Here is a 25737-nt window from a genome sequence, read left to right on the forward strand (position 1 = left end):
AATTTGTGTTGAAATTTCCTTTAAATGGTACCTATTAGAAGGAAATGAGGTAGGAAGATTCGTTCATACGGTGTCACATTCTGTTTATATATCAGAATATATACAGGTTTATTATAATCGTGTGTCAACCGTATGTTTATCTTTTCTAGACGTGAATCTTAGTGTAGACTTGTATTGAGTATAGGCTGTGTTTGACAAAAAAACTTTTTGAAATTTTACGTTCATGTTCGGATGAGTTGGATAAAATGGTTGACTTCTTATAAAAAAACGAAAAAATCGTTCGTTTTTAAAAGGGAAACAGCTATAAATGACGAATAGATTAAGGAAATATCTATTATTGCTAGAAAATGGATATCCTTTTGCCGGGGCAGAAAGTAAGGTTGTCAAATAAGTTAAGAACGAAAATACTTTGCTTATAATTAATTGCTCTTACTATATAAACGTTAACGTTGTAATTCCAAAAAAATATATAATACTGAAGGAGGTGCCATGGAATGAACAGCAATGAATTTTACGTTAGTCTCGACATCGGTACATCCAGTGTAAAAGTAATCATTGGGGAAATGGTTAATGATACATTAAACATTATTGGTGTGGGAAATGTCAAATCAATGGGACTTAAAAAGGGATCCATAGTCGATATAGATGAAACCGTTCAATCTATTCAAAAAGCTGTTGAACAAGCGGAAAGAATGATTGGAATGGAGATACGAAAAGTAGTTGTCGGCATTAGCGGTAACCATGTGGATCTTCAGCCTTGTCATGGGGTTGTAGCTGTTTCAAGCGAGAACAAAGAAATTACAGAACATGATGTGCTGCGTGTTAAAGAGGCAGCCGAGCTGATTACAATACCATCGGATCGTGAAATTGTTGATACTGTGCCGATTCATTACAAAGTGGATGAATTAGACGAGATTAATGACCCAAGAGGTATGATTGGGGTTCGGCTTGAAATGCGTGGTATTTTAATTACAGGTCTACGCACAATTTTACATAATTCGTTAAGATGTGTAGAGAAAGCAGGATTAGAAATTATAGATATCGCCCTTCAACCATTGGCAGCAGGCTCACTTGTGTTATCGAGGGATGAAAAGGATCTTGGCGTAGCCTTGGTAGATATTGGCGGGGGTTCTACGACATTAGCCATCTTTGAACAGGGTTACTTGAAATATACATCGGTCATCCCAATTGGTGGAGAAACGATTACGAAGGATCTTTCCATTGTGCTTCGAACGACGACAGAAAATGCAGAGAAGATTAAACTTAAGCATGGACATGCCTTTTATGATGATGCTTCTGAAGAGGAAGTATTTCAAATTCCGATTATTGGCAGCGACCAACAACAGCCTTGTAATCAATTAATGTTGGCAGATATAATTGAGGCAAGGATGACTGAAATATTTGAGTTGATCCAAGATGAATTAAATAGACTTGGATTCTCAGATGTACCAGGAGGGTTTGTACTAACTGGCGGTGGTGTGAAGATGCCTGGCGTGCTAGATTTAGCACAATACATTTTCCAAAATCGAGTCAGAACGGCTGAGCCGAATTATATTGGAGTTCGTGAACCACAATATACGACAGCTGTTGGTTTGATTAAACATGCATGTAAAAAAGAGAGAATGCAGAAAAACACTGCTACAAAGACACCTGATGTTGCTATGCCGACTCAAGAACAAAACGAGCCGCGTAAACCAAGGCAGACACAACAGCCGCAAGAGGCCCCTGCTAAAAAACAAGGTGAATCTAAATTCAAAAAAATTCTAGGATACTTTTTTGAATAAAACAAAGAAAAAGGGAATTTCGTCAAAATAGGAGGCTTGTCATGTTAGAGTTTGATTCTAATTTAGAACAATTAGCAATGATAAAAGTTATAGGTGTTGGCGGCGGCGGAAACAATGCTGTGAACCGTATGATTGAGCATGGAGTGCAAGGTGTAGAATTTATTGCTGTGAACACCGATGCTCAAGCTCTTAATCTATCTAAAGCAGAAGTAAAGATGCAAATCGGCGGTAAACTAACACGTGGATTAGGTGCCGGTGCGAATCCAGAGGTTGGGAAGAAAGCGGCCGAAGAAAGTAAAGAACAAATCGAAGAAGCTCTTCGTGGTGCAGATATGGTGTTTGTTACTGCTGGTATGGGCGGCGGAACAGGGACTGGTGCAGCTCCAGTTATTGCGCAAATTGCAAGAGATTTAGGAGCTCTAACGGTTGGAGTGGTTACTCGTCCATTTACATTCGAAGGACGCAAGCGTGCGACACAGGCCCAAGGCGGCATTTCAGCGATGAAGGAATCGGTAGACACGTTAATTGTTATTCCAAATGATCGTCTTTTGGAAATTGTTGATAAAAGTACACCGATGCTTGAAGCATTCCGTGAAGCGGATAATGTTCTTCGTCAAGGGGTACAAGGTATTTCAGATTTGATTGCTACACCAGGTTTGATTAACCTCGATTTTGCCGATGTGAAGACGATTATGTCAAACAAAGGCTCTGCTCTTATGGGAATTGGAATTGCCTCTGGAGAAAATCGTGCAACAGAAGCTGCGAAAAAAGCAATCTCCAGTCCATTGCTTGAAAAATCCATTGATGGTGCACAAGGTGTGCTTATGAATATTACAGGTGGTACGAATTTAAGTTTATTTGAAGTTCAGGAAGCAGCTGATATTGTAGCGACTGCATCTGATCAAGAGGTAAACATGATTTTTGGTTCGGTCATTAATGAGAATTTAAAAGATGAAATCGTTGTAACGGTTATTGCAACAGGCTTCAATGAGGTAGAGCAACCATTACGTCAGCCTACACGTCCTTCATTTGGACAACAGCAACCGAGAACACAACCACAACCACAATCTCAACAGCCATCACAGCCGACTATGAAGCGTGAAGTGAAACGAGAAGAAACACATGAGCCACCGGTTCGCAGTGTAAATACTCAAGCGGAAGAAACATTAGATATTCCAACATTCCTTCGCAACCGTAATAAACGTCGTTAAGGAATAATGATTGAAAAAGATTCAAAGGTTACGATTTTATGTAGCCTTTGAATCTTTTTTGTTTATCTACAAGTATTGTCGATTTTTTTCTAGTCCCTCATGCTTTAGTTTTAGACTTTTTTTGGAGCTATGCTTCTCTCTGAAAAAAAGAACGAATACTTATAGTGTTTTTTCAACAAAAAGGTTGAAAAACTTTTACAATTTCAGCACAAAAAGTGACACACTTTCGCAAAGCAGGTACGTTATACTCTTTTCAAGAACGATAGATCATCAACAAGGGTGATCTACATGATTATGAAAAATGAAGTGGAAGAATAAAGGCGGCGTGAACGTAAGCATGCACCACTAAAAGCCCTAGGATACATCAAATGTTCCCCTAACTTGAAGGTGATGTAAAAAGATGCGGAGTTCCGCCCCTTTTCCTTCGAAAGGAGTGGACGGCTTGACAGTATACGTGGATATCATTTGGCTATTAAATTGGCTTTTCGACTGTCTTCTTTTGTATTGGACTGCGATTATCTTAAAGCGACGAGTACCGTTATGGCGGCTGGTAGCAGGTGGTTTAGTCGGTTCCTTCATTATCGCGTTGGCATTCACTTCATATTCTGCTTTGACTGATAACATCTATATGAAATTATTATTTTCCGTCTTTATGGTGTTGACTGTATTTGGCTTTATTCGTTTAAAACTCTTTTTGAAGACACTTATGACACTGTATTTTGTGACCTTTTTATCAGGAGGAATTTTACTTGGACTCCATTATTTCTTCTCGTTTCAAGTGGCAGAAATGTCTACTAGTACACAAACGGGCATGAATCGCTTCGGTGATCCGATGAGCTGGCTGTTTGTGGCGCTTGGTTTTCCACTCGCGTGGCAGTTTTCAAAACGAATGCTTGATGGAATGGAAATGACGAAACTCAACTATGACCAGATAGTGACGGTAACGGTTGAGGTAGCTGACTTTAAAGCTGAATTTCAAGGTCTCATTGATAGCGGGAATCAGCTGTATGATCCGATTAGTCGCTCCCCGGTCATGATTGTGTCAATTGTTGGACAGGAGTCACATATCCCGGCTGATATGTTGGAGCTTTTTGAAAATCCTGATACTATGCTGCAAGAAGGTGAAATGACGAACTACACCTGGGCTGAACGAATTCGCGTGATTCCTTATAAAGTAGTTGGACAGAGTCATCAATTACTGACTGCTATTAAACCAGATTCTTTGCGCATTCAGTATGATGAAAAAGTATACGAAGTAGAACGTGGCCTTGTGTCGTTCACTTTGCAGCAGCTTTCGGCAGAGAATACGTATCAATGTATTGTGCATCCGAAAATGTTGACAGGCATTCCTGTTCCGAATGCTTCATAGGGCGGTAGTCTATGAGTCTCATTTTTATTACAAAATATCGTTAATGGATGTGTCATGTAACAAAGTTGTTCATCAATCCACATATGGAATACACCATAATCGCGTTCAATAACAAAGTCTAAGTGTAGAAGGGAGAATTATTTTGAGGAAATTTATTCTTCGTATAACGTACTTGTGGTACAAATTATTATTTAAATTAGGGCTCAAAACAGATGAGGTTTTTTATATAGGCGGAAGTGAAGCGCTGCCACCGCCCCTATCAAAAGAAGAAGAAGAAATCTTGATTAATAAGTTACCAAAGGGAGATGAGGCGGCTCGTTCCATCTTAATTGAACGTAACCTAAGACTTGTGGTCTATATTGCTCGTAAATTTGAGAACACAGGCATTAATATTGAGGATCTTATCAGCATCGGAACGATTGGGTTAATTAAGGCGGTTAATACGTTTAATCCAGAGAAGAAAATTAAATTAGCCACCTATGCATCGAGATGTATTGAAAATGAAATTCTCATGTATTTACGAAGAAACAATAAAATTCGTTCAGAAGTATCGTTTGATGAACCATTAAATATTGATTGGGATGGGAATGAGCTTCTGCTATCAGATGTATTAGGTACAGAGGAAGATATTATTACGAAAGATTTAGAAGCGAATGTTGATCGAAATTTATTGACGAAAGCATTAACCCAACTATCGGACCGTGAAAAGCAAATTATGGAGCTGCGCTTTGGACTAGCAGGTGAAGAGGAGAAGACTCAAAAGGATGTAGCAGATATGCTTGGTATTTCTCAATCTTATATCTCCCGTTTGGAAAAACGAATTATTAAGCGGCTTCGAAAAGAGTTTAATAAAATGGTGTAAAAATTTTTTCTAATGCTGATAAATATTGATGTAATCAATATTCTTTAGCTAAACTGACATGTTTCGACGACAAACAAGTGCATATTTTTCCCTCCCGCGGAGATACTGATGTTTGTACAGCGCTCCTGTGAGGAGGGAATAAATTTGTCTCGTAATAAGGTTGAAATCTGCGGTGTTGATACATCGAAATTACCGGTTTTAAAGAATGATGAAATGAGAGTACTCTTTAAAGAAATGCAGGATGGCGATATTTCAGCAAGAGAGAAACTGGTAAATGGGAATCTTAGGCTCGTTTTGAGCGTCATTCAACGCTTTAATAATCGCGGGGAATATGTAGATGATCTATTTCAGGTAGGCTGTATAGGGTTAATGAAGTCCATTGATAACTTTGACCTCGGTCAAAATGTAAAATTTTCAACGTACGCTGTACCCATGATTATTGGTGAAATTAGACGTTACTTACGTGATAATAATCCAATTCGTGTGTCTCGTTCGTTAAGGGATATCGCCTACAAAGCTTTGCAAGTAAAAGAAAAGCTCATAAGCCAAACGCTTCGTGAGCCAACAGCAGAAGAAATCGCAAAAGTGTTGGAGGTACCCCATGAGGAAATTGTCTTTGCTCTAGATGCGATCCAAGATCCTGTTTCTTTGTTTGAACCGATTTATAATGACGGCGGGGATCCAATTTATGTACTCGACCAGTTAAGTGATGAGAAAAACAAAGATAGTACGTGGATTGATGAAATTGCTGTGAACGAAGGCATGCGCCGCTTAAATGAGCGCGAAAAAATGATTTTACGTAAACGATTCTTTCAGGGAAAAACGCAAATGGAGGTAGCTGAGGAAATCGGCATTTCACAGGCGCAAGTTTCTCGGTTAGAAAAAGCGGCCATTAAACAAATGAATAAAAATATCCAACATTAAGCGCGTTACAAGCTTGCCAAACTGGGTAAAGAAGCTCTTCTTTACCCTTTGCTCAGCAAGCTATGTAGCGGGCTTTTTATTTTGGTTCATTTATATATGGGGCCAGAGCGAATAGGAGTAAAAAATCACCAACCCTCACTTTATCCCACACTCAATGGGCAGTAAGACCCTACTGATGGAAGTTTCACTTTATATGACATGATTGAGTTGAATGAACCATATTATTGAACATATTCTTCTTTTTCATCGATTATGTTTCATGGGAGCCTTTGTCTTATCATATATATAAATCAACAGGTACATCAATGAAATGGAGCTGATGTTCGTTGACAAGAATTTCTGATTTTCAGATTAAAGATATTGTTAATATAGCAGACGGAAAAAAGCTAGGAAATATGACTGATTTAGAAATTAATACAACTACTGGTAAAATTGAAGCGATTGTTGTTTCTAACAGTAGCAGATGGATGGGATTACTTGGGCGCGATCAAGAAATCGTCATTCCATGGCATAAAATTAAAAAAATTGGAACGGATGTTATTCTCGTTGAGCACCAGTTATTGTTTCAAACAGAAATGCCCGATGATCAGTATTAACATGAGCGATTGATTGATAAATGTGGTACACTAAATAAAAAATAATGAGGAATAATATATGAGAGAACCATTTACTTTAATCAAAGATCGATATTTGCTTATTGACTCATGGACTAAAAAAGATCCTAACCTTGTTGCGGGGGTTACGACGAAAAATGGCGGAGTGAGTCAAAAAGAGTATCAAACGCTAAATATTGGCTTTCACGTTGATGATCGTCTCGTAGATGTGCAGGCCAATCGCTGTCTTTTGGCAGAGGATCTTTCATTTTCATTGAATTGTTGGGTTGGTGCAGAGCAGACGCATGAAACCTATATTCAACGAATCGGTCGTTCAGATGTAGGCAGAGGAGCGAGCGAATATGAATCTAGCTTCAAAAGGACAGACGGGTTTTATACATCAGAGAAAAATATATTGCTGACTCTCTGTTATGCGGATTGTGTGCCATTATTGTTTTATGCACCGAAACAAGGCTTTATCGGAACGGCACATGCTGGGTGGAAAGGGACGGTGGGTGAAATCGCCGGTAAAATGATTAAAGCTTGGCAAGGAGAGGGGATATCAGCAAACGAAATCTTTGTTGTGATTGGACCTTCGATTTGTTCAAATTGTTATATTGTAGATGATAAAGTTATCCACCGTGTGCAAAAATTGCTGGAAGAATATGACGAAAAGCCATATAATTTAATCAGTGAAGGACAGTATCAATTAGATTTGAAGCATTTAAACGCTATCATATTAGAAAAATCCGGAGTTCCAAAACATCAGATTGATATATCAACCTATTGTACAAGCTGTCATGATGATTTATTTTATTCACATCGACGTGATAAAGGACGTACAGGTCGTTTGATGAGCTTTATTGGTTGGAAGGAGGAGTAACGTAGCTGTGAAAGTTGCAGATAAATTAGTACACATCGAAGAACAAATACAAGAGGCATGCGCGCGTAGCAACAGGAAACGTGAGGAGGTTACGCTAATTGCTGTTACGAAATACGTAACAACAGAGCGGGCAAAGGAAGCTCTCGAAGCGGGAATTGAGGACTTAGGAGAAAACCGTGACGAAGGGCTTTTAACTAAATATGAAGTATTACAGGACAGGCCAAATTGGCACTATATAGGATCATTACAAACACGTAAAGTGAAGAACGTTATTGATAAAATTGCCTATATTCATTCATTGGATAGAATTTCTTTAGCGGCAGAGATTCAAAAACGAGCAAATGAACCGATAAAATGTTTAGTGCAGGTGAATGTTTCTGGTGAAGAATCTAAACATGGACTTAAACCGAGTGAAGTGCTCCCGTTTATTCAAGAATTAGCGGAGTATGACCGAATCATTGTAGCGGGGTTGATGACAATGGCGCCGCTAACAGATGATGAGCAAGCATTGCGAACATGCTTCCGAGGACTTAAAGAACTTCAAATGCAGATTCAGGAGGCTGAGCTTGCTCATGCACCGTGTACAGAGTTATCAATGGGAATGTCTAATGATTTTGTCATTGCGATTGAAGAAGGAGCAACGATGATTCGAATAGGTACTGCATTGGTAGGCGAAGAATCTTAAGGAGGTACGCGAATGTCGATTGTATCAAAATTCAAATCTTATTTTGCGTTAGATGATGAGTATGAGTATAAGGAAGAAGTGGTAGAGAAAGAGGTTGAAGAGCCAAAAGTGGTTAAGACCTCGAAACCAGCTCCTGTTAATGCATCGAATAATAATATCGTAAGTTTGCAAAGCGTACAAAAATCTTCTAAAGTAGTATTATTGGAACCTCGTGCTTATGCGGATGCACAGGAAGTAGCCGATCATTTAAATAATAAGCGAGCGGTTGTTGTGAATTTACAACGAATTCAGCGTGATCAAGGAAAGCGTATCGTTGATTTTCTAAGTGGTACCGTTTATGCAATTAATGGGGATATTCAAAAAATAGGAACAGATATTTTTTTATGTACTCCTGCTAACGTCGATGTTTCCGGAAACATTACTGGTTTCGGATTCGATGAGGAAGATGAGGAAACGAGGTGGTAGTATTTTATGGGGTTAATCTTAAGTTTATTTGTAACACTTATTGAAGTGTATTCTATCGCATTAATTATTTATATTTTAATGTCATGGTTCCCGAATGCTAGAGAGTCAGCTGTCGGTCAGTTTTTTGCTAAAGTTTGTGAGCCGTATTTAGAACAGTTCCGCAAATTTATTCCACCGCTGGGAATGATTGATATTTCTCCAATCGTGGCGATACTTGTTTTAAATCTTGCGAAATCAGGCGTGTTTCAACTTGCTAATTGGATTAGCTGACAAGTGATGTACTCTTTAGAGTAGACGTGCGTAGTCTGCAATAGACGCATACCATTTTTACATTGTCAATCATGAACATACATAGGGAGTTGTACATGAGTATTTATCAACATTTTAGACCGGAGGAAAAGGAGTTTATCGATGGAGCTGCGAGTTGGATTCAACAAGTGAAGAATTCTTATGCACCGAAGCTTACAGACTTTCTTGATCCGCGTCAGCAGCAAATTGTCCTTTCTTTGTTAGGACGTGATGAGGATGTTAACTTGCAATTTTATGGTGGTGCTGATACGGTAGAACGTCGACGAGCGTTATTATTTCCAGACTACTTTTCCCCGGAATTAAGCGACTTTCAACTCAGTCTCTATGAAATCTCTTATCCTAAAAAATTTATTACACTTGAACATCGTCATGTACTTGGAACGCTTATGTCGCTCGGATTAAAGCGCGAAAAATTTGGTGATATTCTCATAAAAGATGACGAGGTTCAGTTTGTTGCGGCTGAAGAAATCGATACGTATTTAATGGCTAATCTTGAAAAAGTCGGCAAAGCAACAATAACGATTAAGAAACGCCCATTTTCACACATTATTCAAGTAGATGAGAATTGGGTGGAGCACTATTTAACTGTTAGCTCTTTAAGGCTTGATACGGTACTTGCAACGGCTTTGAATCTATCACGACAAAAGGCTCAGGCATTGATTGCGGCTGGTAAAGTGAAATTGAATTTTAAGCAAACAGAAAAAATTTCAGAGGACTGCCAAGTCGGAGATGTGATTTCGGTTAGAGGATTTGGTCGATGTAAGATTATTTCGATTGATGGGAAAACAAAAAAAGACAAGTGGAAAGTGCTAATCGGTAAGAAGAAATAATCGTTTAGCGAAAGGGATTTTATAGATATTTGTCGAATCATAGAGAGAAGAATTTGTTTTGGAGGTGCCCTTAATGCCCTTAACTCCGATGGATATACATAATCAAGAGTTTAGTAAAGTGTTTCGTGGGTATGATGAAGATGAGGTAAATGAATTTCTTGATCAAATTATTAAAGATTATGAGCTCGTTTTACGAGAAAAGAAAGAAATTGAACAAAAATTAGAAGAAACATACGAACGCCTAGGGCATTTTACAAATATTGAAGGTACGCTTAATAAATCGATTCTTGTTGCTCAAGAAGCAGCGGAAGAAGTGAAGCGTAATGCGCAAAAAGAAGCAAAATTGATTATTAAAGAAGCTGAAAAGAATGCGGATCGAATTGTCAACGATTCGTTACTTAAGGCGCGTAAAATAGCAGTTGAAATCGAAGAGCTCAAGAAGCAATCGAAAGTGTTCCGCATGCGCTTTAAAATGCTTGTCGAAGCACAGCTTGATTTATTAGATAATGAGGATTGGGATCACCTTCTTGAATATGAAGTAGATGCAACTGAAATTGAAATAAATGATGGAATGAAAGAAGAAAATTAAACGATTCCTTGACGAGTAGTACGTATTTCGCATATAATTTTTTAACAAAACCATTTAGATAATTAAGTAGACGATGACGGGGACAGTATATTTCTTCAAAATCTTATTTAAGCGATTCGGGGATGGTGGGAGCCCGGAAATAAGAGAAGAATAGAAGATCACCCTAGAGTTCCAAGTTGAACGCAATTTTGCTAGTAAACAAGGCGTTACATTCACGTTATGAATGCTCAAAGAGGATGGCTCTTGCTTTTTAGAAGAGTAATCTAACCAGGGTGGTACCGCGGGAATCCAAGCTTTCTCGTCCCTTTACTAGGGATGAGGAGGCTTTTTTATTTGCCCTGTCATTGTTTCAGAAAATTGTCTAAATACAGATGGAGGATATATACATGGATTATAAAGATACGTTATTGATGCCAAAAACAGAATTTCCGATGCGTGGGAATTTACCGAAGCGTGAACCGGAAATTCAAGCAAAATGGGAAGAAGCGAATATTTACAAACAAGTGCAACAGCATACAGAAGGGCGCCCGTTATTTATCTTGCATGATGGCCCTCCTTATGCAAATGGCGATATTCATATGGGTCATGCGTTGAATAAAATTTTAAAAGATTTTATCGTTCGCTTTAAATCGATGAACGGTTTTCATGCCCCTTATGTACCAGGATGGGATACGCACGGTTTACCAATTGAAACGGCATTAACGAAAAAAGGTGTCAAACGTAAAGAAATGAGTGTAGCTGAATTCCGCAAGCTTTGTGAAGAGTACGCTTATGAGCAAATTAATAATCAACGTGAACAATTTAAGCGTTTAGGTGTTCGTGGAGATTGGGAAAACCCGTATATTACATTAAAGCCAGAATATGAAGCACAACAAATTAAAGTGTTCGGTGATATGGCGAAAAAAGGCTATATCTATAAGGGGAAAAAACCTGTTTATTGGTCTCCTTCAAGTGAATCAGCGCTTGCTGAAGCGGAGATTGAGTATCAAGATAAACGTTCGGCTTCTATCTATGTTGCATTTGAAGTACGTGATGGAAAAGGGATCGTTGAAGAAGGTGTCAAAATTGTCATTTGGACGACAACGCCTTGGACAATGCCTGCTAACTTAGGAATTTCTGTTCATCCGCAATTGAAATATGTTGTTGTAGAAGCTGCTGGTGAGAAATATTTAGTTGCCGAAGCATTACTTGAGTCTGTAACGACGGCGATTGGTTGGGAAAACCCACAAGTTATTCAAACGGTAAAAGGTGCAGAGCTAGATCGTGTCGTAGCGAAACATCCACTATATGACCGCGATTCATTAGTAATGCTAGGTGAGCACGTTACAACAGATGCTGGTACAGGATGTGTTCATACGGCACCAGGACACGGGGAAGATGACTTTATCGTTGGTCAAAAATATGGTTTAGATGTTCTTTGTCCAGTAGATGAAAAAGGTGTTATGACAGAAGAAGCTGGTGAATTTGCAGGATTATTCTATGATGAAGCAAATAAACCAATTACAGAAAAATTAAAAGAAGCAGGGGCGTTGCTAAACTTGAGCTTTATCACGCATTCTTATCCACATGATTGGCGCACAAAGAAGCCGACGATTTTCCGTGCAACGGCTCAATGGTTTGCATCGATTAAAGATTTCCGTGAAGACTTGTTAACAGCGATTGCTGAAACAAAATGGGTGCCAGCGTGGGGAGAAACGCGTCTTTATAATATGGTTCGTGATCGTGGCGATTGGTGTATTTCTCGTCAACGTGCATGGGGTGTTCCGATTCCGGTGTTTTATGCGGAAAATGGTGAACCGATTATCACAGACGAAACGATTAATCATGTATCAGAATTATTCCGTGAGCATGGTTCAAACGTGTGGTTTGAGCGTGAAGCGAAAGACCTTCTTCCTGAAGGGTTTACGCATGAAGGCAGCCCAAATGGCGTGTTTACAAAAGAAACAGATATTATGGATGTTTGGTTTGACTCTGGTTCTTCCCATCAAGCCGTTTTAGAGGAGCGCGATGAGCTGCAACGTCCAGCAGATTTATATTTAGAAGGCTCTGACCAATATCGTGGTTGGTTTAACTCTTCTCTTTCTACAGGGGTTGCAGTGACAGGCAAAGCACCATATAAAGGTGTATTAAGTCATGGGTTTGCTTTAGATGGTGAAGGCCGTAAAATGAGTAAATCGGTTGGGAATGTCGTTATCCCGGCAAAAGTTATGAATCAATTAGGTGCTGATATTTTACGTCTATGGGTAGCATCTGTAGATTATCAAGCAGATGTTCGTGTATCGGATGCTATTTTGAAACAAGTGGCGGAAGTATACCGTAAAATCCGTAATACATTCCGTTTCTTATTAGGAAACCTAGACGGTTTTAATCCAGAAACAGATAAAGTAGCGATCGCTGACTTACGTGAAGTCGATCAATACATGTTAGTGAAATTAAATAAATTAATTAAAAATACGAAACAAGCATATGAGAACTATGAATTTGCGACAATTTATCATCTTATCAATAACTTCTGTACACAAGATTTAAGTTCATTCTATCTTGATTATGCAAAAGATATTTTATACTGTGAAGCACCGAATGGGCGAGATCGTTTAGCGATTCAAACGGTACTATACGAAGCGTTAGTAAGCTTAACGAAACTTGTTTCACCAATTCTTTCTCATACAGCGGATGAAGTATGGGCGTTTATTCCAGGTGTAACAGAAGCAAGCGTTCAATTAACGTTAATGCCTGAAGAGCTTTCAATCGATGGAGCAGAAGCGATTGAAGAAAAATGGAATATGTTTATGAACTTGCGCAATGATGTGTTAAAAGCATTGGAAGAAGCGCGTAATGAAAAAGTAATTGGTAAGTCGTTAAATGCGAAAGTATCAGTGTATGTGAAGGAAGATGTGAAAAACCTGCTTGCTAGCATTGAAGAAAAAATGGAGCAATTATTCATCGTTTCACAATTCGAAGTAGCAGGTGATGTATCTGAGGCTCCTCAAGAGGCAGTTACACTAGAATATGCGGCCATTGTTGTTTCAAAAGCGAACGGTGAAACATGTGATCGTTGCTGGAATGTGTCTGAAGCGGTTGGTGAAGTGGAAGAGCATGCAACATTATGTCCACGCTGTGCAACAGTTGTAAAAGAACATTATGTCAATCAATAATTTTTTAGAGAACTAGACCTTCTATCGGGTCTAGTTCTTTTTTTAGCTTTTATTAAACAATATTTTTGAACGTGCTCTATTCTTTTTTTTCTCCTTTTTACATACTTTGTTATAGACAGACTTCGAGGAGGCGAATACAGATGAAAATTTCAGCTATTAAGCAACAAGCGCGAGGTGCCTTACAAGGAAATTGGGGGCTTTGTGTTCTTCTTTCCTTTCTTACATTTCTGATTTTTACCATTGTTCCAAATGTTATATCCCTTCTATTTGGTGGAGGATGGGAGGTAAGTGAGGTAAGTGAGGGGTCAGCCGAGGTAGCATGGCAAGCGAGTATAGCAAATATTATTGTGTCCCTTCTTTTGATTCCATTATCGGTTGCGGTGTATTGGTTTTATCTTTCGATTGCTCGTCTAGAAGGAGCTAGGTTATCGCAAGTGTTTGCGATTTATGCTGATTGGAAAAAGTCGTTGAAATTAATCGGAACGTCAATTGTAGTAAGCATTTTTGTTTTTCTTTGGACCTTATTATTTATTATTCCAGGTATTATTAAACAATTTTCTTATTCCCAAACATTTTTCTTGTTAAAGGATCATCCGGAATATTCAATTTTAGAGGCCATTACGGAAAGTAAAGTGCGAATGAAAGGATATAAGTGGAAATATTTCTTGCTTCATTTAAGTTTTATCGGATGGGGGATTCTCTCTGTAATTACATTTGGAATCGGATTCTTATGGTTAATTCCTTATATTACAACATCAACAGCTACCTTTTATAATGAGTTGATTAAAACACAAGAGTCACAGTGATATAAAGTGAAACTTCCATCAGTGAGGGGCTTATTGCCTGTTAAGTGTGGAGCAGAGTAATATGGAAAGGCGTTGTAGAGGATATATCTGCAACGTCTTTTTGTTGGTGGATAGAAATGATAAGCGATTTAATGGACTGACTAGAGTGTCTTGAGCTTTTCTTGTTCACATTCGCCATGAAATCGTTGTTTATGCTACAATGCATAAGTAAAGATTGAATTAGTTTGGGGGAAGTGTGATGCGGTATTACGTAATTGCCCTTTTTGTAATTGTAATGGATCAGCTGACAAAATGGATGATTGTCAAAAAGATGGAGTATGGTGACAGCATTGAAGTAATTGAAAATCTTTTGTATATTACTTCACATCGAAATCGCGGGGCTGCATGGGGAATACTAGAAGGACAAATGTGGTTGTTCTATATAATTACAGTTGGTGTTGTAATTGCTCTTGTTTATTACATACAGAAAATGGCGAAGCAAAGCGTCTTAATCGGTGTTTCATTAGCTTTTATGCTCGGCGGGGCCATTGGGAATTTTATCGACCGCGTATTTCGTCAAGAGGTAGTTGATTTTGTACATACGTATATTTTTACCTATAGCTTCCCAATCTTTAATGTAGCAGATGCCGCGTTAACGATTGGAGTCGGACTACTTATTATTTACATGATATTAGAAGAAAAACTCGCTAAGGAGAAAAAAAATGGATAAATTGCAATACAGCATAGATGAAACACTACAAGGAGTACGGATTGATAAAGCGTTATCAACGTTAAATCAAGAAGGATCACGCACGCAAATTCAGCAGTGGATTAAAGAGCAGCATGTGCTCGTAAATGGATCTGTTGTGAAAACTAATTATAAATGCAGTGCAGGAGACCTCGTTGAAATTACAATTCCAGAACTTGAGGAGCTAGATGTCGTTGCTGAACCGATGGATTTAGATATCTATTATGAAGATGCGGATGTACTAGTCGTTAATAAGCCAAGAGGGATGGTCGTGCATCCAGCGCCTGGACATCATTCCGGTACACTTGTAAATGGCTTAATGGCTCATTGTACAGACTTATCTGGCATTAACGGGGTGATGCGCCCTGGAATCGTTCATAGAATTGATAAAGATACATCCGGCTTACTTATGGTAGCCAAAAATGATGTAGCACATGAAAGCCTTGTCCAGCAATTAGTAGATAAAACGGTGACGCGTAAATATCAAGCGGTTGTTCACGGGGTTATTCCTCATGATTATGGAACAATTGACGCACCAATTGGTCGTGATAAAAAAGATCGCCAAAGCATGACCGTTACGGAGGAGAATTCGAAGCATGCCGTTACTCATTTCCGTGTGATTGAGCGTTTTAAAGCTCATACATTAGTAGAATGTCAGCTTGAAACAGGAAGAACGCATCAAATTCGTGTGCATATGAAGTATATTGGTTTTCCGCTTGCGGGTGACCCAAAATATGGTCCGAAGAAAACGTTGAAATTCAATGGACAAGTGCTTCATGCAGGGTTACTTGGATTTGTGCATCCTCGTACACAAGAATATTTAGAATTCGAGGCACCACTTCCTCAAGATTTTGTTGAATTACTCGATTATTTACGAAAAAGTAATTGACAATACTACACAAACGTTTTACTATAATAATAACTTAATGAACCTTTAACACAGTCCAGAGAGGCTGAGAAGGTAACGGAATGAGTAATGGGATAGGAGTGCCCATTACGGATGTTACAAAATTCTCATGCCTTTTGAAGGTATGAGAATTTTTTTGTTAAAGTGTCCATCATATAAAATGGATGGAGGTGGCTAGTTTGAAGGAAAAGGCAATCGTCCTTGACGAACAAGCTATACGCAGAGCACTAACGAGAATTGCTCACCAAATTATCGAGAAAAACAAAGGTATTGAAAACTGTGTGTTAATAGGCATTCGCACACGCGGTATTTACTTAGCTAACCGCCTTGCTGAACGAATTCAGCAGATTGAAGGCAAAGCCATCCAAATTGGCGAAATTGATATTACCATGTATCGCGATGATTTGTCGAAGAAGACAACTGACGGTGAACCATTAGTAAAAGGTTCAGATATCAACGTGGATATTACGGATAAAACGGTGGTTTTAGTAGATGATGTATTATTTACGGGTCGCACAGTGCGAGCGGCATTAGATGCTCTAGTTGATATTGGCAGACCTTCACAAATTCAACTCGCAGTTCTTGTTGATCGCGGTCATCGCGAATTGCCGATTCGCGCCGATTTCGTTGGGAAAAACGTACCGACATCTCAATCAGAGAAAATTTCTGTTACGTTAACAGAAATTGATGATATCGATCAAGTAAGTATACTAGAAAAATAAAATATTCCCTTTTAACAGGCAGTCCAGAGAGGCTGACAAAGGGGGTCACAATCTTAGAATGTGTACTCAGTGCATGCGATTGCTCATTCTAGGTAACCCTCTTTGTAAATAAACAAAGAGGGTTTTTTATGACATCAGAGATTGTTGCAGCATACTAGGAGGATTACATCATGAAAGAAACAAAAAGAGATGTCTTGTTAGATGTCGAGGATGTCCCGAAAGCAGGACAATGGATTACATTAAGTTTACAACATTTATTCGCGATGTTTGGAGCAACGGTTTTAGTGCCTGTCCTAGTGGGGCTTAGTCCAGCAGTTGCTTTAATATCAAGCGGTCTTGGAACATTAGCGTACTTATTAATTACAAGGGGACAAATTCCCGCTTATCTCGGATCTTCATTCGCTTTTATTACACCAATTCTTGCAGCGAAAGCATTAGGTGGACCAGAGGCAGCGATGATTGGCTGCTTTGCGGCCGGCCTATTGTATGGAGTTGTTGCTTTAATTATACAAAAAGTGGGTATTAGATGGTTAATGAACTTATTACCGCCGGTTGTTGTAGGACCCGTTATTATGGTCATCGGTTTAAGTTTAGCAGGTACAGCCGTAAAAATGGCGATGTACGAAGATTCAAGTGCCGAAGTACTTGTTTACAGTACAACTCATATTATGATTGCCCTTATTACTCTAATCACAATCATTTGTTGTAACGTATTTTTTAAAGGTTTTCTTAGCATCATTCCGATTTTGGTAGGGATTATTGTTGGATATGCTTGCTCTGTATATGCAGGAATCGTTGATTTTACTGGAATTAAAGAAGCAGAATGGATTGCAGCACCCGATCTTTTAATTCCATTTGTAACATACACACCGGTTTTCTCTTGGTCTGTGATTGCCATTATGATTCCAGTTGTCATCGTTACTTTATCCGAGCATATCGGACATCAAATGGTATTAAGTAAAGTAGTCGGTAGAAACTTCCTTGAAAAGCCAGGCTTACATCGTTCCATTTTAGGGGATGGTGCAGGGATTATGATCGGATCATTTATCGGAGGGCCTCCGCTTACATCTTACGGTGAAAACATCGGTGTGCTAACGATGACACGAGCATTTAGTGTGTATATCATCGGTGGTGCAGCTGTGACTGCTTTATTATTCGGCTTTGTTGGTAAAGTGTCAGCGGTTATTAGTTCGATTCCAGGAGCTGTTATGGGCGGAGTTTCAATCCTGTTATTTGGAATTATCGCTTCAAGCGGATTAAGAATGCTGATTGATCATAAAGTAGATTTTGACCAAAAACGTAATTTAATGATTGCTTCTGTCGTACTTGTTTTAGGAATCGGGGGAGCATTCATTAACTTACCAGGTAATGTTCAATTATCGGGTATGGCTTTATCGGCAATTGTTGGAGTAGTCCTTAACCTTGTATTACCAGGTCGTGAAAAAAATAATGGTGACATGTTTGAACAATAATGTAATACTATAATAAGACGTAATAGAATAACTAACCACCTTTTAAAAGAAGTCCAGAGAGGCTTAAAAGGGTGTTCGCAGTAAAGACAGTAGGTAGATACTTTTTTCTACCACGTCTTTCTAGCCCACACCCTGTCCTTAACTGGCGGGGTGTTTTTTGTATAAAAACTACCTTGCCTCACAAAATTGTGGGAGGAGCAGGATCAATGAAAAGATTATTAACAATGAACGAGTTAACGATTTCTGAAATGGAGCATATTCTTGCAGAAGCCGAGCAGTTTGCCAACGGCGCAGTATGGAGACCACAGCAGCAAACGATGGTAGCTAATTTATTCTTTGAACCGAGCACACGTACAAAGTCAAGCTTTGAAATGGCTGAACGCAAACTAGGTTTAGAAGTGATTCCATTTGATGCAGGTGCTTCAAGTGTGCTGAAAGGGGAAACACTATATGATACAGCGAGAACATTAGAATCTATCGGTGTTCAAGCTTTGGTGATTCGACATGAGCAAGATCATTATTTCGAGCAATTACTTGGGAAGCAGTTAAATATTCCAATTGTTAATGCGGGAGATGGCTGCGGACATCATCCAACTCAATCTTTGCTCGATTTATTGACCATTAAACAGGAATTTAATACATTCAAAGGATTGAAAATTTCGATAATTGGTGATATAACGCATAGTCGAGTGGCACGATCTAATGCGATTGCGCTTACGCGTCTCGGAGCGAAGGTTGTTTTCTCAGGTCCACCAGAATGGTTTGATGAAAATAGCGGTCTTGGGGAGTATGAAGCGATTGATCAAGCGGTTGCGACAAGCGATGTAGTGATGTTGCTTAGAATTCAACACGAAAGACATGATTCCAACGCAGAAATCGCTGATTACTTAACGCAATATGGATTGACAAAAGAGCGCGAGCAAATGATGAAGCCGCACGCGATTATTATGCATCCAGCACCAATCAACCGAGGTGTAGAAATTGATAGTGAATTAGTAGAATGCAGCCGTTCAAGAATTTTTAAGCAAATGCAAAATGGTGTATTTGTAAGAATGGCCGTATTGAAAAATGTACTTGAACAATTCGAAGGGGGAACTTTACATGAAAACAGTCATCAAAAATGGAGTATTACTCAATAATAATGAATTCAAGCAAGTCGATATAGAAATAGAAGGTAAACGCATTACAAAAATCGGAGAAAACTTGCCAACGGAAGGTTCGAAGGTTATTGATGCAAGAGGCTTGTTAGTTGCTCCAGGATTTGTTGATCTGCATGTTCATTTACGTGAGCCGGGTGGCGAGCATAAAGAAACAATTGCTACAGGAACGTTAGCCGCAGCAAGAGGGGGCTTTACAACAATAGCGGCTATGCCGAATACGAAGCCAGTTCCGGATTCTGTTGAAACACTCGAAGCATTAAATACAAAAATTGAAGAAACAGGACATGTGCGCGTACTACCGTATACAGCTATCACCGTTAATCAAGCAGGAGAAAAGCTTACGGATTTCGCAAGCCTAAAACTAAGCGGGGCATTTGCTTTCACAGATGATGGTGTAGGTGTACAAGAAGCAGGCATGATGCTTGAAGCGATGAAGCAGGCAGCAGCGCTTGATATGGCGGTTGTTGCACACTGTGAAGATAATAGCTTAATTAATGGCGGCTCTGTTCATGAAGGAAAGTTCTCCGCACAACAAGGCATTAACGGCATTCCGTCTGTATGCGAAGCTGTACATATCGCCCGCGACGTGTTACTTGCTGAAGCAGCCGGATGTCATTACCATGTTTGTCACATTAGTACGAAAGAATCCGTACGTACAGTACGCGATGCGAAACGTGCAGGCATTCGTGTGACAGCTGAAGTAACACCGCATCACTTATTATTATGTGAAGATGACATTCCAGGGCTAGATACAAATTATAAAATGAATCCTCCGTTAAGAGGCGCTGACGACCAAGCAGCACTAATCGAAGGATTATTAGATGGAACAATCGATTTTATTGCAACGGATCATGCACCGCATACAGCAGAAGAAAAAGCACAAGGTATGCAAAAAGCACCGTTTGGAATCGTTGGTTTAGAAACAGCATTCCCGCTCCTTTATACACATCTTGTGAAAAAAGGCGTACTTACATTACAACAGCTTGTAGATTTCTTAACAGTAAAACCAGCTGAGAACTTTGCACTTCCATACGGGCAATTAAAAGAAGGCGCACTAGCGGATATTGTGTTACTCGATTTAGAAACAGAGCAAGAAATTAACGCAGAGGAATTTGCATCAAAAGGAAAAAATACACCATTTAACGGCATGAAATGTTTTGGATGGCCGGTATTAACAATAGCTGAAGGTAAGACAGCATGGCAAAAAGGAAGTGGACAGTGATGAAAAGACAACTTATTTTAGAAGATGGTACAGTGTTTATTGGTGAAGCATTTGGAAGTGATATTGATAAAATTGGAGAAGTTGTATTTAATACAGGGATGACAGGGTATCAAGAAATTTTAACGGATCCTTCTTACTGTGGACAAATTGTCACATTAACATATCCGCTAATCGGAAATTATGGAATCAATCGTGATGACTTTGAGTCAGTTTCTCCAGCAGTTGCAGGTTTTGTCGTGAAAGAAGCAGCTGAATTCCCATCTAACTGGCGTAACCAATTATCATTAGATGAGTTTTTGAAAAATAAGAATATTCCAGGAATCAGCGGAATCGATACGCGAAAACTAACAAGAATTATCCGTCAACACGGTACGTTAAAAGGAGCGATTTGCAGCATTGAGAAAAATGCAGAGGAAATTATTTCGCAATTAAAAGCAACGGTACTGCCTGCTGATCAAGTAAAACGTGTGTCAACAAAATCAGCTTATTTTAGCCCAGGTCGCGGACCGCGTGTTGTGCTTGTGGATTACGGCATGAAGCACGGAATTTTACGCGAATTAAATAACAGAAATTGCGATGTGGTTGTTGTACCTTACAATGTAACAGCTGAAGAAGTGTTAAGCTTCCATCCAGATGGCATTATGCTTTCTAACGGACCTGGAGATCCAAAAACGGTAACACAAACGCTTGAGATGATTCAAACAGTTCAAAAAGAAGTGCCGCTATTCGGAATTTGTTTAGGCCATCAATTGTTTGCTCTTGCGAATGGTGCAGATACAGAGAAATTAAAATTCGGTCATCGTGGATCGAATCACCCAGTTAAAGACTTACGCACAGGGAAAGTAAGCTTAACATCTCAAAATCATGGTTACACAGTAGATACAGAATCTGTTGTGAATACAGAGTTAGAAATTACACATGTTGCTTTAAATGATGGAACGGTTGAAGGGCTTCGTCATAAACAGTATCCTGCGTTTACCGTACAGTACCACCCAGAAGCATCACCAGGACCAGAAGATGCAAACTACTTATTCGATGAATTTATGCAGATGATTGAAGCATCTAAGAAAGTGGGGATTTAATATGCCGAAACGTAATGATATTAAAAGCATTTTAGTGATTGGATCTGGCCCGATTATCATCGGCCAGGCAGCGGAATTTGATTATGCAGGTACACAAGCGTGTATCGCTTTAAAAGAAGAAGGATACCGTGTTATCCTTATTAACTCGAACCCGGCAACGATTATGACAGACAGTGAAATCGCAGATGCTGTTTATATTGAACCGATTACACTTGAGTTTGTAAGCAAAATTATTCGCAAAGAACGTCCAGATGCTCTTCTTCCAACGCTTGGCGGTCAAACAGGACTGAACATGGCGGTTGAACTAGCAAACGCAGGAATTTTAGAAGAATGCAACGTGCAAATTCTCGGTACAAAGCTTGATGCGATTGAGCAAGCAGAGGATCGTGACTTATTCCGTACATTAATGAATGATTTAGGTGAGCCTGTACCAGATAGTGACATCATTCACTCTTTAGAAGAAGCGTATGCGTTTGTTGAACGCATTGGATACCCAGTCATTGTTCGCCCAGCTTTTACGCTAGGTGGAACTGGCGGCGGAATTTGTGAAACCGAAGAACAGTTAATTGAAATCGTAGAGGGCGGTTTGAAAAGCAGTCCTGTACACCAATGCTTACTTGAAAAAAGTATCGCAGGTTTTAAAGAAATTGAATATGAAGTAATGCGTGATGCAAACGATAACGCGATTGTTGTGTGTAACATGGAAAACTTCGACCCAGTTGGCGTTCATACAGGGGATTCCATTGTCGCTGCACCGAGTCAAACGTTAAGTGACCGTGAGTATCAAATGCTTCGAAATACTTCTTTGAAAATTATTCGTGCTTTGAAAATTGAAGGTGGATGTAATGTTCAGTTAGCGCTTGACCCGAATAGCTATCAATATTATGTCATCGAAGTAAACCCGCGAGTAAGTCGCTCATCTGCACTTGCTTCAAAAGCAACAGGGTATCCAATTGCAAAATTGGCAGCCAAAATCGCAGTCGGTTTAACACTTGATGAAATGATGAATCCAGTTACCGGTAAAACGTATGCAAGTTTTGAACCGGCGCTTGACTATGTCGTGACAAAAATTCCACGCTGGCCATTTGATAAGTTTGAAAGTGCAAACCGTACGCTTGGTACGCAAATGAAAGCAACGGGAGAAGTTATGGCGATTGGCCGTACATTTGAAGAATCGATTTTAAAAGCCGTTCGTTCACTTGAAGCAGGTCTATATCACTTAGGATTAAACGTAGAAGAGCTAGAAGACGGCTTAATTGAAAAGCGAATTCGCATTGCAGGCGATGAGCGTCTATTCTATATCGGTGAAGCACTTCGCCGTGGCGTAACGATTGAAACGATTCATGAGTGGAGTCAAATTGATTTATTCTTCCTTCATAAGCTGAACAAAATTATCAACTTCGAACAACAAGTGAAAGAAGATCCATTTAATCCAGACGTATTAAGGAAAGCAAAAGAGTTTGGTTTTTCCGATAAAACGATTGCTCAATTAGCAGGTGTGACAGAGTTACATGTATATGAAACAAGAAAACAATTAGGCATTGTTCCTGTCTATAAAATGGTTGATACATGTGCAGCGGAATTCGAATCAGAAACGCCTTACTTCTATGGCACATATGAAGATGAAAATGAATCGATTGTCACAGATAAGAAAAGCGTTGTTGTTCTAGGATCAGGTCCAATCCGTATCGGTCAAGGTGTTGAGTTTGACTATGCTACGGTTCATTCCGTATGGGCAATTAAAGAAGCAGGTTATGAAGCGATTATCATTAATAATAATCCAGAGACCGTATCAACGGACTTCAGTATTTCAGATAAACTGTACTTTGAACCGCTAACAATTGAAGACGTAATGCATGTTATTGACCTTGAGCAACCAGAAGGCGTTGTCGTTCAATTCGGCGGCCAAACAGCGATTAACTTGGCAGATCAATTAGTGGAACGAGGCGTGAAAATTCTCGGTACATCATTAGAAGATATCGATCGAGCGGAAAACCGTGATAAGTTTGAACATGCTTTGCACGAACTTAATATTCCACAACCAAAAGGAAAAACAGCAATATCTGTAGAAGAAGCCGTTGTGATTGCAAAAGAAATTGGCTATCCAGTATTAGTTCGTCCTTCTTACGTATTAGGTGGTCGTGCGATGGAAATCGTTTACTACGAGGAAGAACTTTTACATTATATGAAAAATGCAGTGAAAATTAATCCAGAACATCCAGTTCTTATTGACCGTTACTTAACAGGAAAAGAGATTGAAGTAGATGCGATTAGCGATGGTAAAACGGTCGTAATTCCAGGGATTATGGAGCATATTGAACGTGCAGGTGTTCACTCTGGGGATTCCATTGCTGTCTACCCAACACAAAGCTTAACAGCTCAGCAAAAAGAAACGATTGTTGATTATACAACACGTTTAGCCAAAGGCTTAAACATCATTGGTTTACTAAATATTCAATATGTTATTAGCCAAGGTGAAGTGTACGTGATCGAAGTAAACCCACGTTCTAGCCGTACGGTACCATTCTTAAGCAAGATTACGAATGTCCCAATGGCAAACTTAGCGACAAAAGTGATTTTAGGACACTCATTAGAAAGCTTTGGCTACGAAAATGGCTTAGTAGCAGAAAAAGCGGGTGTATATGTAAAAGTTCCAGTCTTCTCTTTCGCGAAATTAAGAAGAGTAGATATTACGCTCGGACCAGAAATGAAGTCAACGGGTGAAGTAATGGGGAAAGATCGTACACTTGAAAAAGCATTATACAAAGGCCTTGTTGCTTCTGGTATAAAAATTCAAGGTCACGGTTCCGTACTTTTAACAGTTTCTAATAAAGACAAAGAAGAAGCCCTGCAATTAGCGCGACGCTTCCACAATATTGGCTTCAAATTAATTGCAACAAGCGGAACAGCCGCATCCATTACAGAAGCAGGTATTCCGGTTACAACGGTTGGTAAAATTGGTGAAGAAGGTAAAAATTTACTCGATGTAATCCGTAATGGAGAAGCTCAATTTGTAATCAACACGTTAACAAAAGGAAAACAACCAGAACGAGATGGCTTTAAAATTCGCCGTGAATCTGTTGAAAATGGTGTACCTTGCTTAACGTCACTTGATACGGCAGAAGCAATACTACGAGTGATTGAATCGATGACATTCTCTGCAGAAGCGATGGAGAAATCAGAAAAAAGTCGTGAGGTGAGCTTTTCATGATCGTAAAGGAAACGATGAAGGTCTTGTCACATAAAGAATTGGCACCAGCCATCTTTGAGTTGACTTTACAAGGGCAATTAGTCGAAGAAATGAAACAACCTGGTCAATTTGTCCATGTAAAAACGAGCGATGGTCTGGATCCGTTATTAAGACGCCCGATCTCCATCTGTTCCTTTAATCAACGTGAACAGTCCTTTACGATGATTTATCGTGCAGGAGGGAAGGGTACGAAGCTGCTTTCTAAAAAAACAGAAGCTGAAACAGTGGATGTACTTGGACCATTAGGAAATGGCTTCCCAGTTGATGCAGTAGAAAGCGGTGAGACAGCGCTGTTAGTAGGCGGAGGAATTGGTGTTCCTCCTCTCTACCAGCTTTCGCAAATGCTTGTAGCTAAAGGTGTTCAAGTGATTCATGTGCTTGGCTTTGAAACAAAATCAGCCGTGTTTTATGAGCGTGAGTTTGCCGCTTTAGGGGAAACCTATATTGCTACAGTCGATGGATCACATGGTACAAAAGGGTTTGTAACGGATGTGATGAAAGATTTAGCTGATTCCTATAAAGCGATTTACTCTTGCGGTCCAACACCGATGTTAAAAGCGTTAGAAGCGGGATATTCGGACAAGCCCCTCTATCTGTCATTAGAAGAAAGAATGGGCTGCGGAGTCGGTGCTTGCTTTGCTTGTGTTTGTCACAGTGGGGAAGGATCTTCTTATAAAAAAATATGTAGTGACGGACCGGTTTTCCGTGCTGGAGAGGTGATACTGTGAGC

Annotated in this window: 23 protein-coding genes and 1 other annotated feature; all 23 genes read left to right on the forward strand. The window is 39.4% G+C overall.

Features of this window, described 5'->3' with window-relative positions; translation table 11 throughout:
• The first annotated feature begins 494 nt into the window (after window positions 1-494).
• The 23 genes from ftsA (at window position 495) to V7068_RS04320 (ending at window position 25735) form a co-directional block, all read left to right on the forward strand.
• Window positions 495-1784, forward strand: coding sequence for a cell division protein FtsA (ftsA, locus tag V7068_RS04210; RefSeq protein ID WP_499711237.1), 1290 nt, complete (start codon window positions 495-497; stop codon window positions 1782-1784).
• A gap of 41 nt (window positions 1785-1825) precedes the next feature.
• Window positions 1826-2995: a cell division protein FtsZ gene (gene ftsZ / locus V7068_RS04215; protein WP_127759711.1), complete on the forward strand. Its 1170-nt coding sequence runs from the start codon at window positions 1826-1828 to the stop codon at window positions 2993-2995.
• A 442-nt stretch (window positions 2996-3437) separates the two neighbouring features.
• Window positions 3438-4364: a sigma-E processing peptidase SpoIIGA gene (gene spoIIGA / locus V7068_RS04220; RefSeq protein WP_499711238.1), complete on the forward strand. Its 927-nt coding sequence runs from the start codon at window positions 3438-3440 to the stop codon at window positions 4362-4364.
• A 142-nt stretch (window positions 4365-4506) separates the two neighbouring features.
• Window positions 4507-5226 (forward strand): RNA polymerase sporulation sigma factor SigE, encoded by a 720-nt coding sequence (gene sigE / locus V7068_RS04225; RefSeq protein WP_119116647.1) that lies wholly within the window; start codon window positions 4507-4509, stop codon window positions 5224-5226.
• Between the two features lie 144 nt (window positions 5227-5370).
• Window positions 5371-6150, forward strand: a complete 780-nt coding sequence (sigG, locus tag V7068_RS04230; RefSeq protein ID WP_119116646.1) for an RNA polymerase sporulation sigma factor SigG — start codon at window positions 5371-5373, stop codon at window positions 6148-6150.
• A 326-nt stretch (window positions 6151-6476) separates the two neighbouring features.
• Window positions 6477-6746 carry a YlmC/YmxH family sporulation protein gene (locus V7068_RS04235; protein ID WP_499711239.1) on the forward strand — a complete coding sequence of 90 codons (270 nt, stop codon included), beginning with the start codon at window positions 6477-6479 and terminating at the stop codon, window positions 6744-6746.
• A 58-nt stretch (window positions 6747-6804) separates the two neighbouring features.
• Window positions 6805-7626 (forward strand): peptidoglycan editing factor PgeF, encoded by an 822-nt coding sequence (gene pgeF / locus V7068_RS04240; protein ID WP_499711240.1) that lies wholly within the window; start codon window positions 6805-6807, stop codon window positions 7624-7626.
• A gap of 7 nt (window positions 7627-7633) precedes the next feature.
• Window positions 7634-8311 (forward strand): YggS family pyridoxal phosphate-dependent enzyme, encoded by a 678-nt coding sequence (locus V7068_RS04245; protein ID WP_499711241.1) that lies wholly within the window; start codon window positions 7634-7636, stop codon window positions 8309-8311.
• A 12-nt stretch (window positions 8312-8323) separates the two neighbouring features.
• The gene (locus tag V7068_RS04250; protein ID WP_499711242.1) at window positions 8324-8776 is read left to right on the forward strand and encodes a cell division protein SepF; all 453 of its coding nucleotides are present in this window, start codon (window positions 8324-8326) and stop codon (window positions 8774-8776) included.
• 6 nt (window positions 8777-8782) lie between these two features.
• Entirely contained in the window at window positions 8783-9046 is a 264-nt protein-coding gene (locus tag V7068_RS04255; protein ID WP_403032737.1) for a YggT family protein, read from the forward strand.
• 95 nt (window positions 9047-9141) lie between these two features.
• Window positions 9142-9915: a YlmH family RNA-binding protein gene (locus tag V7068_RS04260; RefSeq protein ID WP_499711243.1), complete on the forward strand. Its 774-nt coding sequence runs from the start codon at window positions 9142-9144 to the stop codon at window positions 9913-9915.
• Window positions 9916-9988: 73 nt separating this feature from the next.
• Window positions 9989-10504, forward strand: a complete 516-nt coding sequence (locus V7068_RS04265; RefSeq protein ID WP_127759718.1) for a DivIVA domain-containing protein — start codon at window positions 9989-9991, stop codon at window positions 10502-10504.
• A gap of 64 nt (window positions 10505-10568) precedes the next feature.
• Window positions 10569-10813, forward strand: a binding site (T-box leader).
• 77 nt (window positions 10814-10890) lie between these two features.
• Window positions 10891-13659: an isoleucine--tRNA ligase gene (gene ileS / locus V7068_RS04270; RefSeq protein WP_499711244.1), complete on the forward strand. Its 2769-nt coding sequence runs from the start codon at window positions 10891-10893 to the stop codon at window positions 13657-13659.
• A 140-nt stretch (window positions 13660-13799) separates the two neighbouring features.
• Window positions 13800-14465 (forward strand): DUF975 family protein, encoded by a 666-nt coding sequence (locus V7068_RS04275; RefSeq protein ID WP_252294157.1) that lies wholly within the window; start codon window positions 13800-13802, stop codon window positions 14463-14465.
• Between the two features lie 238 nt (window positions 14466-14703).
• A complete protein-coding gene (gene lspA / locus V7068_RS04280) occupies window positions 14704-15174 on the forward strand; it encodes a signal peptidase II (RefSeq protein WP_252289922.1) in 471 nt (156 codons plus the stop codon).
• Window positions 15167-16081: an RluA family pseudouridine synthase gene (locus tag V7068_RS04285; RefSeq protein WP_127759722.1), complete on the forward strand. Its 915-nt coding sequence runs from the start codon at window positions 15167-15169 to the stop codon at window positions 16079-16081. The genes lspA and V7068_RS04285 overlap by 8 nt, the downstream gene beginning before the upstream one ends.
• A gap of 182 nt (window positions 16082-16263) precedes the next feature.
• Window positions 16264-16821, forward strand: a complete 558-nt coding sequence (gene pyrR / locus V7068_RS04290; RefSeq protein WP_499711245.1) for a bifunctional pyr operon transcriptional regulator/uracil phosphoribosyltransferase PyrR — start codon at window positions 16264-16266, stop codon at window positions 16819-16821.
• Between the two features lie 170 nt (window positions 16822-16991).
• Window positions 16992-18293 (forward strand): solute carrier family 23 protein, encoded by a 1302-nt coding sequence (locus tag V7068_RS04295; protein ID WP_375348333.1) that lies wholly within the window; start codon window positions 16992-16994, stop codon window positions 18291-18293.
• Window positions 18294-18499: 206 nt separating this feature from the next.
• Window positions 18500-19432 carry an aspartate carbamoyltransferase catalytic subunit gene (locus tag V7068_RS04300; RefSeq protein WP_499711246.1) on the forward strand — a complete coding sequence of 311 codons (933 nt, stop codon included), beginning with the start codon at window positions 18500-18502 and terminating at the stop codon, window positions 19430-19432.
• Window positions 19395-20675: a dihydroorotase gene (pyrC, locus tag V7068_RS04305; RefSeq protein ID WP_499711247.1), complete on the forward strand. Its 1281-nt coding sequence runs from the start codon at window positions 19395-19397 to the stop codon at window positions 20673-20675. Before V7068_RS04300 ends, pyrC begins: the two co-directional genes overlap by 38 nt.
• Window positions 20675-21757, forward strand: a complete 1083-nt coding sequence (locus V7068_RS04310; protein WP_499711248.1) for a carbamoyl phosphate synthase small subunit — start codon at window positions 20675-20677, stop codon at window positions 21755-21757. Before pyrC ends, V7068_RS04310 begins: the two co-directional genes overlap by 1 nt.
• Window position 21758: 1 nt before the next feature.
• Window positions 21759-24968, forward strand: coding sequence for a carbamoyl-phosphate synthase large subunit (carB, locus tag V7068_RS04315; RefSeq protein ID WP_499711249.1), 3210 nt, complete (start codon window positions 21759-21761; stop codon window positions 24966-24968).
• Window positions 24965-25735 carry a dihydroorotate dehydrogenase electron transfer subunit gene (locus tag V7068_RS04320; RefSeq protein WP_499711250.1) on the forward strand — a complete coding sequence of 257 codons (771 nt, stop codon included), beginning with the start codon at window positions 24965-24967 and terminating at the stop codon, window positions 25733-25735. Before carB ends, V7068_RS04320 begins: the two co-directional genes overlap by 4 nt.
• Window positions 25736-25737: the final 2 nt, after the last annotated feature.

It is taken from the genome of Bacillus sp. JJ634, assembly GCF_036962285.1.
Taxonomy (GTDB): Bacteria; Bacillota; Bacilli; order Bacillales; family DSM-1321; genus Peribacillus; species Peribacillus asahii_A.

Excerpts from the sequence above, each read along its gene's own strand:
- V7068_RS04250 (WP_499711242.1), top strand. The coding sequence starts at position 8,324 with ATGTCGATTGTATCAAAATTCAAATCTTATTTTGCGTTAGATGATGAG.
- V7068_RS04310 (WP_499711248.1), top strand. The coding sequence starts at position 20,675 with ATGAAAAGACAACTTATTTTAGAAGATGGTACAGTGTTTATTGGTGAA.
- pyrC (WP_499711247.1), top strand. The coding sequence starts at position 19,395 with ATGAAAACAGTCATCAAAAATGGAGTATTACTCAATAATAATGAATTC.
- V7068_RS04255 (WP_403032737.1), top strand. The coding sequence starts at position 8,783 with ATGGGGTTAATCTTAAGTTTATTTGTAACACTTATTGAAGTGTATTCT.
- pyrR (WP_499711245.1), top strand. The coding sequence starts at position 16,264 with ATGGAGGTGGCTAGTTTGAAGGAAAAGGCAATCGTCCTTGACGAACAA.
- V7068_RS04295 (WP_375348333.1), top strand. The coding sequence starts at position 16,992 with ATGAAAGAAACAAAAAGAGATGTCTTGTTAGATGTCGAGGATGTCCCG.
- ftsZ (WP_127759711.1), top strand. The coding sequence starts at position 1,826 with ATGTTAGAGTTTGATTCTAATTTAGAACAATTAGCAATGATAAAAGTT.
- carB (WP_499711249.1), top strand. The coding sequence starts at position 21,759 with ATGCCGAAACGTAATGATATTAAAAGCATTTTAGTGATTGGATCTGGC.
- lspA (WP_252289922.1), top strand. The coding sequence starts at position 14,704 with ATGCGGTATTACGTAATTGCCCTTTTTGTAATTGTAATGGATCAGCTG.
- V7068_RS04300 (WP_499711246.1), top strand. The coding sequence starts at position 18,500 with ATGAAAAGATTATTAACAATGAACGAGTTAACGATTTCTGAAATGGAG.
- V7068_RS04275 (WP_252294157.1), top strand. The coding sequence starts at position 13,800 with ATGAAAATTTCAGCTATTAAGCAACAAGCGCGAGGTGCCTTACAAGGA.
- V7068_RS04260 (WP_499711243.1), top strand. The coding sequence starts at position 9,142 with ATGAGTATTTATCAACATTTTAGACCGGAGGAAAAGGAGTTTATCGAT.
- V7068_RS04285 (WP_127759722.1), top strand. The coding sequence starts at position 15,167 with ATGGATAAATTGCAATACAGCATAGATGAAACACTACAAGGAGTACGG.
- ftsA (WP_499711237.1), top strand. The coding sequence starts at position 495 with ATGAACAGCAATGAATTTTACGTTAGTCTCGACATCGGTACATCCAGT.
- V7068_RS04265 (WP_127759718.1), top strand. The coding sequence starts at position 9,989 with ATGCCCTTAACTCCGATGGATATACATAATCAAGAGTTTAGTAAAGTG.
- V7068_RS04320 (WP_499711250.1), top strand. The coding sequence starts at position 24,965 with ATGATCGTAAAGGAAACGATGAAGGTCTTGTCACATAAAGAATTGGCA.
- pgeF (WP_499711240.1), top strand. The coding sequence starts at position 6,805 with ATGAGAGAACCATTTACTTTAATCAAAGATCGATATTTGCTTATTGAC.
- ileS (WP_499711244.1), top strand. The coding sequence starts at position 10,891 with ATGGATTATAAAGATACGTTATTGATGCCAAAAACAGAATTTCCGATG.